The sequence below is a fragment of the Rhodococcus sp. 06-418-5 genome, from assembly GCF_002258285.1.
In the GTDB taxonomy this organism is placed as follows: Bacteria; Actinomycetota; Actinomycetes; order Mycobacteriales; family Mycobacteriaceae; genus Rhodococcoides.
On the sequence record NZ_NOYE01000019.1, the window covers coordinates 1 to 13,636 of the forward strand.

Annotated in this window: 11 protein-coding genes; 5 read left to right on the forward strand and 6 right to left on the reverse strand. The window is 64.5% G+C overall.

The window, feature by feature from the left end; genetic code table 11:
* Together CH274_RS16995 and CH274_RS17000 are read left to right on the forward strand one after the other, a co-directional pair.
* On the forward strand, positions 1 to 388 hold a 388-nt coding region (locus CH274_RS16995), incomplete at its 5' end, for an HNH endonuclease signature motif containing protein (RefSeq protein WP_218829223.1).
* A 171-nt stretch (positions 389 to 559) separates the two neighbouring features.
* The gene (locus CH274_RS17000; protein ID WP_045195867.1) at positions 560 to 1,513 is read left to right on the forward strand and encodes a methyl-accepting chemotaxis protein; all 954 of its coding nucleotides are present in this window, start codon (positions 560 to 562) and stop codon (positions 1,511 to 1,513) included.
* Between the two features lie 15 nt (positions 1,514 to 1,528).
* On the opposite strand, the gene CH274_RS17005 is transcribed toward CH274_RS17000, so the two are convergent.
* The gene (locus CH274_RS17005; protein WP_094645356.1) at positions 1,529 to 2,458 is read right to left on the reverse strand and encodes an SDR family oxidoreductase; all 930 of its coding nucleotides are present in this window, start codon (positions 2,456 to 2,458) and stop codon (positions 1,529 to 1,531) included.
* A 122-nt stretch (positions 2,459 to 2,580) separates the two neighbouring features.
* A complete protein-coding gene (locus CH274_RS17010; RefSeq protein WP_032397483.1) occupies positions 2,581 to 3,420 on the reverse strand; it encodes a helix-turn-helix transcriptional regulator in 840 nt (279 codons plus the stop codon).
* A 75-nt stretch (positions 3,421 to 3,495) separates the two neighbouring features.
* Between CH274_RS17010 and CH274_RS17015 the strand changes: the two genes are divergently transcribed.
* Complete coding sequence (locus tag CH274_RS17015) at positions 3,496 to 4,221, forward strand: SDR family NAD(P)-dependent oxidoreductase (protein WP_094658287.1); 726 nt, start codon at positions 3,496 to 3,498, stop codon at positions 4,219 to 4,221.
* Positions 4,222 to 4,236: 15 nt separating this feature from the next.
* Here the strand turns inward: CH274_RS17015 and CH274_RS17020 are convergent, their stop codons facing one another.
* Complete coding sequence (locus CH274_RS17020) at positions 4,237 to 4,737, reverse strand: metallophosphoesterase family protein (protein WP_032398227.1); 501 nt, start codon at positions 4,735 to 4,737, stop codon at positions 4,237 to 4,239.
* 23 nt (positions 4,738 to 4,760) lie between these two features.
* Positions 4,761 to 8,036: an error-prone DNA polymerase gene (locus CH274_RS17025; protein ID WP_094658339.1), complete on the reverse strand. Its 3,276-nt coding sequence runs from the start codon at positions 8,034 to 8,036 to the stop codon at positions 4,761 to 4,763.
* Positions 8,037 to 8,176: 140 nt separating this feature from the next.
* On the opposite strand from CH274_RS17025, the gene CH274_RS17030 reads away from it, so the two are divergent.
* Together CH274_RS17030 and CH274_RS17035 are read left to right on the forward strand one after the other, a co-directional pair.
* Positions 8,177 to 10,306 (forward strand): MMPL family transporter, encoded by a 2,130-nt coding sequence (locus tag CH274_RS17030; RefSeq protein ID WP_094658288.1) that lies wholly within the window; start codon positions 8,177 to 8,179, stop codon positions 10,304 to 10,306.
* A gap of 34 nt (positions 10,307 to 10,340) precedes the next feature.
* Positions 10,341 to 12,341 carry an SDR family oxidoreductase gene (locus CH274_RS17035; RefSeq protein WP_094658289.1) on the forward strand — a complete coding sequence of 667 codons (2,001 nt, stop codon included), beginning with the start codon at positions 10,341 to 10,343 and terminating at the stop codon, positions 12,339 to 12,341.
* A gap of 10 nt (positions 12,342 to 12,351) precedes the next feature.
* Here CH274_RS17035 and CH274_RS17040 read toward each other — a convergent pair whose 3' ends face one another.
* Positions 12,352 to 12,861, reverse strand: coding sequence for a hypothetical protein (locus CH274_RS17040; RefSeq protein WP_094658290.1), 510 nt, complete (start codon positions 12,859 to 12,861; stop codon positions 12,352 to 12,354).
* 9 nt (positions 12,862 to 12,870) lie between these two features.
* Entirely contained in the window at positions 12,871 to 13,635 is a 765-nt protein-coding gene (locus tag CH274_RS17045) for an alpha/beta fold hydrolase (RefSeq protein WP_373453935.1), read from the reverse strand.
* Position 13,636 lies beyond the last annotated feature (1 nt).

Below are 13,636 nucleotides of genomic sequence, written 5' to 3' on the forward strand. Positions count from 1 at the left end.
CCGCTTCCCCGGCTGCCACCGCCCCGCCGCCCGCTGCCAACTCGACCACGTGAACCCGTTCGACCACAGCAACCCCCTCGGCGGCGGCTGGACCACCGTCAACAATCTGCAGTGCCTCTGCGACTACCACCACGCCGTCAAGACCGCCGGCTACTGGAAAGCCGTCATGCTCCCCGGCGGAGCGATCCTGTGGACCTCGACCTCGAAGACCACCCGAATCACACTGCCCACCAACGGCACCGCCGTCCCGATCCTCGGTAACGACCTCAGACCACACATCCCCACCCAACCGAGAAACTCCGGCATCATCGCGTACCCCCACCCACCCGACCACCGGAAGTCGGAATCACCGTCGGACAGTCAGGACACCGACACCCCGCCCTTCTGAAGATCGAACTTTCGTGAAGGCCTTGGGGACCCGTGCCGGCGCTCGCGTCGAGGTCAGGAACCCGAACCCACGTGCACGAACACGATGAACCGTCGGCCCTCGGCCGAACGACGACATCGGTCCGTGCGGCCTGCAGAATGGTCGTCGCTCATCGACCGGCATACTCGAGAAATGAGCAATTCACGTGCAAGAGCTCGCCCCCGGGCACTGTCGTTGCACGGCCGCATCAGAGTGTTGACGATGAGCGTGGCAGCCCTGGCAGTCGCAGTGAGTGCTCTCGCGATCTATCTCGTCGCAGAACAGGCCCTCCGCTCACAGATCGTGGACCGCGTCGAACGCAACAGCGACGCTCTCATTGCCAGCGCCGCATCCGGCGTTCCGGCAGGTCTCTTCGGCTTCGGTATAGAAGACACCGAAGGCACCGCGGTGAAAGCAGCGCTGGTGACGCCCGACGGCACGTTGGTGACGTCGACGACTGGCACCGAGCCCTTCACCAATTCCGACGGAGTTCTGGACGACGCGGAGAAATCTGTCGTGGACGGCACCGTCGAGCAATCGCTGCGCGAGGTACGAGGCTATTACCTGTCGGCAGCACGCACCGGCTCCGGCGGAACGATCATGGTGGCCGAATCGCTCAATGAAGCGTCACCCTTGCTGGCCAAGCTCACACTCGCACTCGTCATCGTCGGAGCATTTCTCGTCGCGCTTGCCGGCGTCGCCGGTGCAGCCGTGGCCCGTACCGGCCTCAGGCCGGTACGCCGACTTCGCGCGGGCACCGAACGTGTGGCCCGGACCGGGGACTTCGAGCCCATCGATGTCAACGGTGACGACGAACTGGCTTCACTGGCCAACAGCTTCAACGAGATGTTGGCGTCCCTGTCTCGTTCGCGAGCACGACAGGGGCAACTGATCGTCGACGCAGGAGCGGAACTGATGGAGCCCCTGACGGCACTGCGTACGAACATCGACCTACTGATGTCGCTCGACGGGCCCGACGCACCGTCGATGTCCGAAGACCAGCAGGACCGACTGCGCGTCGAGGTCATCGCTCAGATGGACGTCATCATCGGATTGGTACACGATCTCGTCGATCACGCCAGGGAGCCCGCGCCGACACCCCAGTGAGGACCTTCGAGTGGATCAGGACGAGAGCCGCACCCCGGTGAGCTGTTCGGACACCTCCCAGAGTCGGCGTGCATCGTCCATGCTGCGCATCGGCTTCCACATGCCGACCTCGGTCGGTGGCCCGCCGATGACTCGTTTCGGGCCGAAGAACTGATCCCCACCCGCGGCTCCACCCGCGGCTGCAACCAATCCCGGCCGTGCTGCACTGTCCACCGTGCCCGCGATGCCGACGCGGGCAAGAACGCCGATCAATCGTCTTCCTGCCGAATCTTTCGGGCGCCCCAATTCCGGTTGTGCCGCAAGCAGATTGGTCGGCGAAACTCCGGGGTGAGCGATGTTGCTGGTGATTCCCCAGCCGCCGGCCCTGCTGCGCGCCTCGAGTTCGCGTGCGAACAGAGCCACCGCGAGCTTCGATTGACCGTAGGCCTTCATGACGTCGTAGGAACGCTCCCAGTTGAGATCGTCCCAATTGATGGTCGCCGACCGTGCCGCAATGCTCGTCTGATGGGTGACTCTCGCATCACCTTTGCGCAGCAGCGGCAACAGACCGAGGGTGAGCGCGAAGTGGCCGAGGTGATTGGTGCCGAACTGCAGCTCGAAACCATCCTGGGTGACCTGGCGTGCAGGTGGCTGCATGACACCGGCGTTGTTCACGAGTATGTCGATCGCCCGTCCATCGGATGAGAAATCGTTCACCAGAGCGGAAACGGATTCCAACGACGACAGATCCAGCGCCCGAGTGGCGACCTTCGCTCCCGGCACGGCGGCTCGGATCGATTCGGCGGCCCGCTCCCCCTTGGTGGCCGAGCGCACCGGCATCACGACCTCGGCACCGGAGCGGGCGAGCTGCGTGGCGATGACCGTTCCGATCCCGTCGCTCGCTCCCGTGACGACGGCCACCTTGCCCGTCAGATCGCGAAGGGATGTGTGTGCTGTTCGGCTCATGACAAGCTCCTGTGTCGGTGTTGATCGTGTGGATTCGACCTGCAGAACCCATGTTCGACGATTGCCGCGGGCTCATCCAGGACTTGCCGATCCACTGATACGACCGCCACCGTCGAATCGCGTCAGGACAGAACCTGAGTTCCCACCACCGCGAGCAGTTCCAATTTGGCGTAGCTCTCGCTGCCGGGCACTGCCGTGTACACCAGCAGTCGATGCGCCTGCTCGGGGTCCAGCAGTGTCTGGCAGTTCAGTTGCAGCAGCCCGACCGTCGGGTGCAGAAACCGCTTCGACTCGGGTGGGTGAACTCCCACTTCGCGCTTCGCCCACAGGGTTCGAAACTCCTCGCTGACCTCGAGCAATTCTGCGGACAGGTGCGCAGCTCTCGAGTCGGGTCCGCGAAGAGTGACGATCTCGCGCAGCCCCGACGCGTACACCCGAGACAGCACCGCACGCTCTTCGGGCGGGTACGACTGCCGGGCCTCGGGGTCGGTGAACCATCGGTATCCCAGGCTCCGGTTCGGCCCGGTGCGCAGCGACGCATCACCTGTCAGTGCCGCACCCAGCGGCGTCTGACGCAGCGTCTCTCCGATTTCGGACACGATCTCGGCGGGCGTGTCGTTCAGGCGGTCCAGAATTCGGAGCATTCCCGGGCTGACGTGCTCGCTCGACGAACCGCGGGCGGGAGGATTGTGCCCGGCCAATCGAAACACGTGATCACGCTCACCGAGCGACAGATGCAGTCCCTGCGCGATCGAGGCGATCATCTGCGCCGACGGAGCGGGTCCGGTAGCCCGTTCGAGTCGTGCGTAGTAGTCGGTCGACATGTGGCACAGCTCGGCCACCTCTTCGCGGCGTAGGCCCTGGGTCCGTCTGCGCTGCCCTCGCGGCAGCCCGACGTCCTCGGGTTGCAGAGATTCGCGCCGCTGCCGGAGAAACACTGCCAATTCCGATCGATCGATCACCGCGGAGCCCCTTCCGGTCGAACGCGGTTACCTCTGCCGCAATTGTGCCCTCTCCGCGATGGCTATTGTTCAACGATGAGCGCTCCCCTGACCATCGTCACCGGTGGAAGTCGCGGAATCGGTGCCGCCGTATCCCGACGGCTGGTGGCCGACGGGCACGATGTGGTGATCGGCTATCGCTCCGACGCCACCGCCGCGGAAGGGTTGGCCGCCGAGCTGTCGGCATCCGGCCGAACCGTGATCGCGGTACGCGCCGACACCACCGACGAGCAGGCGGTGATCGATCTGTTCGGCGCCGCCGGCGAGATCGGAGCTGTCACCGGTCTGGTCAACAACGCCGGTTCGGCACGCGCAGTCGGGCTGCTGGTCGACAACGACATCGAGACCATCAGAGCAGACCTCGACGTCAACCTGGTCGGTGTGCTCACCTGCTGCAAGTACGCGATCGCGGCGATGGTCGAATCGGGTGGCTCGATCGTCAACATCTCCTCAGCTGCCGCGACTCTGGGCAGCCCCGGCATGTACGTCCACTACGCGGCGGCCAAGGCCGCCGTCGATACGCTGACAGTCGGTCTGGCGAAAGAAGTTGCTGCGCAGAACATTCGCGTCAACGCGGTGGCACCGGGCATCATCGAGACCGACTTCCATCGCGATCGACAGCGACCACAGAAGACGGCGTCGAGCATTCCCCTCGGCCGCCCCGGTGCGCCGGACGAGATCGCCGGAGCCGTGTCCTGGTTGCTCTCCGATGATGCGCGATACGCGACCGGAACCGTCGTCAGGGTGGCCGGCGGAATGTGAGTACTTCGGTCGTGACTACCGAGGGGCGATGCGATGCAGCTCCACGTTCGTCAGCGCACCGTCTTCGGCTGTGGCGGTCATGTACGTACAGTACGGTTGGCGGCGCCGATCCGTCGGTGACCCGGGGTTGAGCAGCCGAAGACCGTTGTCCGCGAACGTGTCCCACGGGATGTGACTGTGGCCGAACACGAGCACGTCCGTCTCCGGGTACGCCGCGGCCATGCGTCGTTCACGTCCCGTCGCAGCTCCGGTCTCGTGGATCACGGTGAACCGAACCCCGCCGAGCACGACGTCGGCGCGTTCGGGCATCAGCGCGCGCAACTCGTCACCGTCGTTGTTCCCCCAGCACGCGACCAGACGACGCGACCGCCGTGACAGTTCCTCGAACGATGCGAGGTCCACCCAATCACCGGCATGGATCACGACATCCGCGTCGTCGACGGCCGCCCACACCTCGTCGGGCAGGTCGCGTGCACGTTTCGGGAGATGAGTGTCGGCGATCAGCAGCAACTTCACCCCTCGATTGTGCACGCCGCCCTTCATCGGAAGTCCCTCGATCTGGACGCAACTCGGAGATCCATCAGTTGCAGATGATCGGCAACCACGGTCACCGCACCCTCGGCGTTCTGTACCTTGCCGCGAATCAGCAACGCCGGAGCCGTGATTGCCAACTTGCGGTACTTGGCCCACAACCCGACCGAGCACACCACGTTGACCATGCCGGTCTCGTCCTCGAGGTTGATGAACGTGACGCCTCCGGCCGTGGCCGGCCGCTGGCGATGCGTCACCGCACCGCCGACGAGCACTCTGTCTCCGTCGGGGATCTGCAGCAGTCGATTCGCGGGAACCACGCCGAGCGAATCGAGCCGATCTCGAAAGAACTGGGTGGGATAGGAATCCGGTGACACACCGGTTGCCCAGACGTCGGCCGACGCCAGATCGAGGTCCGTCATGCCGGGTAACGCAGGCGCTTTCGTCGACGCTCCGATGCCGGGGAGCAGACCGGGCCGCTCCCCCGCCGCCGCACCCGCAGCCCACAGTGCCTCTCGACGGGTGATGCCGAAACACCCGAGTGCGCCTGCCGTGGCCAGCGCTTCCGCCTGCGCCACCGACAGTTCGACGCGTCCCGTCAGGTCAAGGAACGAGGTGTACGGCCCATGTGCGTCTCGCGCGTCGACGATCTTCTGAGCCAGAGCAGAACCGATGAACTTCACGTCCGCCAACCCCATCCGAATCTCGAGGCCGTTTCCCTCCAGGTTCGCATGACCGAGACTGGCATTGACGTCGGCACCGTGGACCAGCACGCCGTGTCGCCTGGCGTCGGCGACCAGAGATTGCGGTGAATAGAAACCCATCGGCTGGGCGCGCAGCAGTCCGGCACAGAACGCCGCCGGGTGATGCAGCTTGAACCAGGAGGAGTAGAACACCAGTGAGGCGAAGCTCTGCGAATGGCTCTCGGGAAAGCCGAAATTGGCGAAGGCCGACAGCTTCTCGTAGATTCGGTCGGCAGCTGTACCGGTGATGCCGTGCAGGTCGCGCATCCCGTCGTAAAACCGTCCCCTCAGCAGTTCCATCTTCTCCGGTGACCGTTTCGATCCCATGGCACGGCGTAGTTGATCGGCGTCGGCGGCACTGAAACCCGCAACATCGATGGCCATCTGCATCAGCTGTTCCTGGAACAGCGGCACACCGAGTGTTCGATCGAGCGCCTTCTTCAGCGACGGATGCTCGAAGATCACCGGCTCGAGTCCGTTGCGGCGCTTGATGTACGGGTGCACCGAACCACCCTGGATCGGACCGGGACGGATCAGCGCGACCTCGACCACCAGATCGTAGAAGTTGCGCGGCTTCAGACGCGGCAGAGTGGCCATCTGCGCGCGGGACTCGACCTGGAACACCCCCACCGAATCGGCTCGCTGGAGCATCTCGTACACCTCGGGCTCGGACAGATCGATCGAGGCGAGTTCGATGTCGATGCCCTTGTGCTCGGCGATCAGGTCCATCATGTAGTGCAGCGCCGAGAGCATACCGAGTCCGAGCATGTCGAACTTCACCAAACCCACTGCGGCACAGTCATCCTTGTCCCACTGGAGCACACTGCGGTTCTCCATCGTCGCCCATTCCACCGGGCAGACGTCGGCGATCGGACGATCACAGATCACCATGCCGCCGGAGTGAATGCCGAGGTGACGTGGGAAGCCCTCGATCTGACGGGCCAGGTCGAGAACGGAGTCGGGAATTCCGTCGCCGTCCTGATCACCGATTCCGGACCAGCGGGTGATCTGCTTGCTCCACGCGTCCTGTTGTCCCTGCGAAAAGCCGAGCGCACGCGCCATGTCTCGTACCGACGACTTGCCGCGGTAGGTGATGACGTTGGCCACCTGGGCGGCATGAGTGCGGCCGTACTTGGCGTAGACGTGCTGGATCGCCTCTTCTCGACGATCGGATTCGATGTCGATGTCGATGTCGGGCGGCCCGTCGCGCTCGGGTGCGAGGAACCGCTCGAACAGCAGCTTGTTCGCCACCGGATCGACGTTGGTGATGCCGATCGCGAAGCAGACAGCCGAGTTGGCCGCCGAACCCCTTCCCTGACAGAGGATGTCGTGAGTCTTGCAGAAGTGGACGATGTCGTGGACCACCAGGAAGTAGCCGGGGAATTCGAGCCTCTCGATGATGTCGAGCTCGTACTCGAGCTGCGAATAGGCGGCCGGGTTCGCCGACTGCGAGCCGTACCGACGGGCGGCTCCCTCGAACGTGAGTCGACGCAGATAGCTGATCTCGGTGTATCCGTCGGGCACATCGAACGGTGGCAGGCGCGGCGCGATCAGCTTCAGATCGAACGAACACTCACGACCGAGCTCGACGGCACCGCGCACCGCGCCCGGATAGTGACGGAACAGTTCGGCCATTTCCGCCCCGGACCGTAGATGTCCACCGCCGGTCGGTGCCAACCAACCGGCAGCCTCGTCCAAGCTGCTCCGTGCGCGCACAGCCGCCATCGCCATGGCCAATCTCCTGCTACGCGGACCGGCGTAGTGCGCGGCCGTGGTGGCGATCGTCGGAAGGCCGTATCGCTGCGCCAGAGTCGCGAGTGCGTCGTTGCGCTCGTCGTCGTCTGCGACGCCGTGCCGGGTGAGTTCGACGGTGACACGATCGGATCCGAACCGGTCGACGAGTGTGCGCAGCGCGGCCTCTGCTGCCTCCGGACCACCACGCGAGAGCGCCTGGCGAACATGCCCCTTCCGGCAACCGGTGAGAATCTGCCAGTGACCGCCCGCCGATTCGGTGAGTTCGTCGATGTCGTACTGCGGCTTACCTTTGACCCCGCCCGCCAGGTGCGCAGCGGCGATCCGACGCGAGAGCCGGCGATACCCCTCCTGTCCGCGAGCGAGCACCAGTAGGTGGGTGCCGTCGGGATCGGTCTCTCCGGCTCGGGATCGATGGGTGTCCAACGAGAGTTCGGCACCGAACACGGTTCCGATACCGAGAGCTCTGGCTGCCTCGGCGAACCGCACGACCCCGTAGAAACCGTCGTGGTCGGTGATGGCGATGGACTCGAGGCCGAGGCGTACCGCTTCCTCGACCATCTCCTCGGGCTGCGAGGCACCGTCGAGAAAACTGAACGCCGAGTGCGCGTGCAATTCCGCGTAGGGAGTCACCGACAGAGTGGGCTTGTCGATGGTGCGGTCGTAGACGTCCCTCTTTCGTGACCACGCCGGGCTGTCGCCGCCGTCACCCTCGGCCACGGGCTTCGGGCGTCCGGACAGGACTCGTTCCATCTCCGACCACGTGGGTGGTCCGTCGTTCCATCCCATCGAGACCACCTTCCCTCACGTCGCCACCTCATCGAACACTTGTTCTAATGAGAACACGGGGGTCCGACACGGATCAACTAGAGTCGAATCGCCACTGACCCTTTTTCGCCGAATCCCTTTCACAGAGCCGGAGCACAGACGTGACGCGTTGGGCCTCGTTCGTCGTATCGCACAAACGATGGGCACTGGCAGTTGTCGTCGCCGTCGTCGCCGTCGGCGGAATCTTCGGACTCGGCGTCTTCTCGAAACTGAGCGAGGGCGGCTACGCCGACGCAGGCAGCGAATCGTCCGAGGTCGCACGGCTGGTGCAGGGCATAGGCCAACCGACCCCCGACATCGTCGCGATCTACACCGCCCCCGAGGGCCGGTCGATCGACGACATCGGACCACAGGTGCAAGCGACGCTCGACGAGTTCAGCAGTCGATACACCCTCGGCAACGTCGCCTCGTACTGGAGCGCAGATCCGATCAGCAAGGAATTCTTGGTCTCCAAGGACCGAACCAAGGCGTTGGCCACGGTGTACCTCGGCGCGAACTCGGGCGTCACGTTCAACACCTTCGGCGAGCTTCCACCACAGCTCGAAGTGCCCGGCATCGAATCTCAGTTCGCCGGCGCAACGGTGGTGGGAGTCTCGCTCAGCGAAACCCTCGAACGCGACCTGATCCGCTCCGAGATCATCGCTGTTCCCATCACACTGCTGCTGCTGATCTTCATCTTCGGCGGCGTGATCGCCGCAGCGGTTCCGGTCTTCGTCGGCATTCTGAGCGTGCTCAGCTCCCTGGCCATCCTGCGGGTGCTCACCGAGTTCACCGAAGTCAGCTCGTTCTCGATCAACGTCGCGTCGTTGCTGGGACTAGGCCTGGCCATCGACTACGGACTGTTCATCGTCAGCAGGTTCCGCGAGGAACTGCGCGGTGGATCGACGCCGATCGACGCGACAATCCGCACCGTCGCCACCGCAGGCAAGACCGTCGTCTTCTCCGGACTGCTGCTGATCTGCGCATTCGCCGGGATGCTCGTCTTCCCGCAGGCAGTGATCCGATCTCTCGGGTTCGGGGCCATGGCCGCAGTGGCGAGTGCAGCCGTCCTGTCACTGACCGCGGTTCCCGCCCTGCTCGCCATTCTCGGTACCCGCATCAACTCCTGGACGTGGTCGCGCACAGCGTCCGACCGAGGCGATGCACGCGCACACAAGTTCTGGGGCGGCGTCGTCACCCGCGTCATGAAGCATCCGGGCATCGTCGCTGCCGTCATCGTCGCCGGCTTGCTGATCATCGCCACCCCGATCCTGAAGGTATCGCTCGGAGAGGTCGACTACACGGCGCTGCCGAAGGACAACCCTGCGCGCATGGCGTTCGAGACTCTCGGCTCCGACTTCGAATCCACCGGCGAGGGCGCAACCGTTGTTCTGCGCGGCCTGGACGGCGTCAAGCCTCAGGGCGCACCGATTGCGGCGCTCACCTCCGCCGTGGAATCCACGCCCGGTATCGCCCGAGCCGAATTCCTGGGCTCGAAAGACGATTTCGTGACGCTGCAGGCGTCCTACAGCGAACCGACCGGCGGGCTGAGCGAGGCCGAATCCCAATCCGACGCAGTGGCGGCGCTGCGCGCGATCACTCCTCCGGACGGTACCGAGATCCTCGTCGGCGGCGGACGAGCCAACGTCGACGACGGCAATGCGGCGATCGCGAAGTGGCTACCGGTGATGATCACGATCATGGTCGTCTCGACGCTGGTGTTGTTGTTCCTCGCATTCGGATCGATCGTGTTGCCGATCAAGGCGGTCCTGATGGCCGGACTGAGCCTGGCCGCCACCTTCGGCGCACTCACGTGGGTGTTCCAGGAAGGCCACGGAGCCGGCCTGCTCGGCGTCACCCCCGGTCCGCTCGAATCGACGTTCGTGGTTCTCATTCTCGCGGTCATCTTCGGCTTGTCGACCGACTACGAGGTGTTCCTGATGTCGCGCATGGTGGAGGCTCGCGCGGCTGGAGCGAGCACCGAGGAAGCGGTGATCTTCGGCGCTCAACGCACCGGACGCATCGTGACCGCGGCGGCGCTGATACTGATCGTCGTCACCGGGGCCTTCACCGTCTCGGGTCTGTCGATCATGAGGTTCCTCGGCGTCGGAGTCATCCTGGCGCTGATCATCGACGCCACCATCATCCGGATGTTGCTGGTTCCGTCCCTGGTCAAACTCATGGGCGAGGCGAACTGGTGGGCACCGGCCTGGATGAAGAAAGTGCACGAAAAAGCAGGTATCGGGCACTAGCACCGGAACTTACCTTGGAGTAAGGTCGGCTCGCATGGCGAACTACATCGTAACCGGCGGTACCGGGTTTCTCGGGAAGAACGTCCTGCCCCGATTGCTCGAACGTGATGCGCTCGCCGCGATCCACGTGCTGGTGCGTCCGGGATCGGTGGCCCGTCTCGAGCGACTGGCACAGCACCTCGACGGCGGCGACCGAATTCACCCGCTGGTCGGCGATCTCACCGAGCCAGAGCTCGGACTCCGAGACGTGCCTGCCGACATCGACCACATCCTCCATCTCGGAGCCGTATACGACCTGACCGCAGGCGACGAGCAAGCCCCGACCAACGTCGCCGGAACTGCCTCGGTGATCGGCCTCGCCGAGAAGACCGGGGCCCGCCTGCACCACATCTCGTCGATCGCCGTTGCGGGCGACTATCGAGGAACGTTCTCCGAGAACGACTTCGACCTCGGCCAGAATTTTCCGACTGCCTATCACCGCACCAAGTTCGAGTCCGAGAAGTTGGTCCGCGACAGCGCTGCGGACTGGCGGGTGTATCGGCCTGCCGCGATCATCGGGCACTCGGAGACCGGTGCCATCGACAAGGTGGACGGACCGTACTTCTTCTTCCCGTTCTTCGCGGAGCTGGCCAAGCTGCCCTCCGTCGTACCGATCACGGTGCCGAAGATGGGCGCTACCAACCTGGTTCCGGTCGACTACGTCGCCGACGCCATCGTCGAGCTCGTGCATCGAAACACCGCTCCCGGCAGCGTGTTCCATCTGGTCAATCCGACGCCTCAGTCGATGGCAGAGGTCTACGCCGCGTTCTCGTCGGCAGCGGGATCTCGCGCGCGAATCGTCGACGTGCCAGGAGCGCTGGTCGCTCCCGTGGTCTCCCCCAAGTCCAGGGCCGTGCGCAAGCAACGCGACGCCGCCCTTCGTGATCTCGGAGTACCTCCGGTGATGCTCGAACACCTGACTCTGCCCACCGTGTTCGAGTCGGCATCGACACAGAAAGCGTTGCAGGGCAGCTCGATCACGCCTCCACCGCTGCGGACGTACGCCGATCGAGTGTGGACTCACTGGCGGGAGAACTTCGATCCCAAGCGCAACCGCCGAAACGACCCACGCGGGCCGCTGTTCGGCCGTCACATCGTCATCACCGGTGGCTCGTCCGGAATCGGTCGTGCCAGCGCCGAAGCAGCTGCCCGCAAGGGTGCGGTGGTCATTCTGCTCGCGCGCGGTCAGGATCAACTCGACGAGGTGGTCGAGCACATCCGCGAATCGGGCGGCACCGCCTACGGTTACTCGTGCGACGTCACCGACAGCGAATCGGTGGATCAGACCGTGAAAACCGTTCTGAGCGAACACGATCACGTCGACATGCTGGTGAACAGCGCCGGACGATCCATCCGCCGCGCACTCTATCGATCCACCGATCGATTGCACGACTACGAGCGCACCATGGCCGTCAACTACTTCGGGGCGATCCGTTTGGTGCTGACACTGTTGCCACACATGCGTGAACGTCAGTTCGGGCACGTGGTCAACATCTCCAGCGCTGCGGTCCTCGGACACCCGCCTCGGTTCTCGGCCTACGTGGCCAGCAAGGCCGCGCTCGACGGCTTCACCGATGTGGCTGCCGCAGAGACACTCTCGGATGGAATCACCTACACCACCATTCACATGCCCCTGGTGGACACACCGATGATCACCCCGACGGGAGACAAGAACGTCGGTCCGGTGTTCTCACCGGAGAAGGCTGCCGCGATCGTCATTCGCGCACTGAGCGACAAGCCGAAGCGAATCGACACTCCACTGGGAACACTCGGGCAATTCGGTGCCATGTTCGCCCCCAAGGGCAAAGACCGCACGATGCATCAGCACTACCGAAAATTTCCCGAATCCGCGGCAGCCAAGGGTGAAACGCCGGTCACGATCGAGGACGGGAAGGTGCCCTATCGGGTGCGTCCCTACGATCCGAAGGCTCCGAGCGCACGCATCGGCAAGGCGATCCGACGCGTCGGAAGACTGGTCCCCGGCACCAGTTGGTGACCGGCAGAACTCAGCGCAACAGAGCCTTTGCCCACACCCGCAGAAATCCCTGACTCAGGTACGTCAGAGTGCCGATGGCCAGCACCCACTTGGCGGTACTGACCACGGTGGTGGCGCGGACGACGGTGTCGGCGATCCGTTCTCGGTTGTCGACCAACACCAGTCCGACGACGTTCTCGATGTAGTCCCCGGCGGCGGAGGCAACGGGAGCGACGGCCAATGCCGTCGTCACTGCGGGGCTCAGCGGAGTCTTCTCCGCCAGGCTCCTCGCGCCTGCACGCAGCGCGACGGCGTAGATCGCGGGATGTACGAAGTCGGGCAGATAGTGGCTGCGGAACCGAGCGATCTCGGTCTCGTCCATGCTCGCCAGGATCTGCCGGTAACGCTGGGCGGACCACGCCGTCTGTACGGCAAGCACTTTCGGAGCTGCGGGGCCGAGCAGTCGGGCGATGTTGGCCTGGGATACGACGAACAGCGCCGACCAGCCCAGCATTCTGCGATCGAGCACGCTCAGAGACATGCACGGATCCTAGTTCGTCAGAAACGGCAGAACTGCTGCCTCGAACGCCGAGTATCCGTCGCGATGGATGCTGTGCCCGGTGCGGAACGCCTCGACGCGGCAGGTCGGAATCTCGGCGACCATCGCGGCCAGCCGGTCCGGATCGACCATTCCGCCCGGACCTCCGCGAAGCACAAGCGTCGGAGCCGTGATGTCGGCCAACGACTCCCACCACTGCGGATTCGGTCGACGGAACTGCTCGAGAGCAGTGGTGGTCATCGAGCGATCGAAGGCGAGTACCGCGCGGGGGTGCAGAACGACGCTGGTCGCTGCGTGCCAGAGTTCGGTCACCGACGGCATCCTGCCGGTCAGCGTCGGCGGAGCGTCCCCCGGCCGAATCGGTATCGGAAGCTCCTCGAGGACCAGGCGGCGGACGAGCTGCGGGCGACGCTGCGCGACGAGCGAGACCGCGTATCCACCGAGGGAATGCCCGACGAGATCGACTTCGTCGAGCCCGAGGTGGTCGATCAACGCCAGCAGGTCTGCCCCGAAGGAATCGAATTCGTACGTGGACGTGTGCGCACTCTTGCCGTGTCCGCGCAGATCGACGGTGATCACTCGGCTGCCCTGTGCGGTGAGTGCACGGGTGAACCGATCCCAGGTTGTGCTGTCGCCGCCCATTCCGTGCACCAGCATCACCGGTACCGAATCCGAGTTGGCGTGCCCCAGCGGGGTGAACGAGCGATACGTGATGTCGACACCATCGAGGTCGACCGTCTCCGACATCATCTGCATT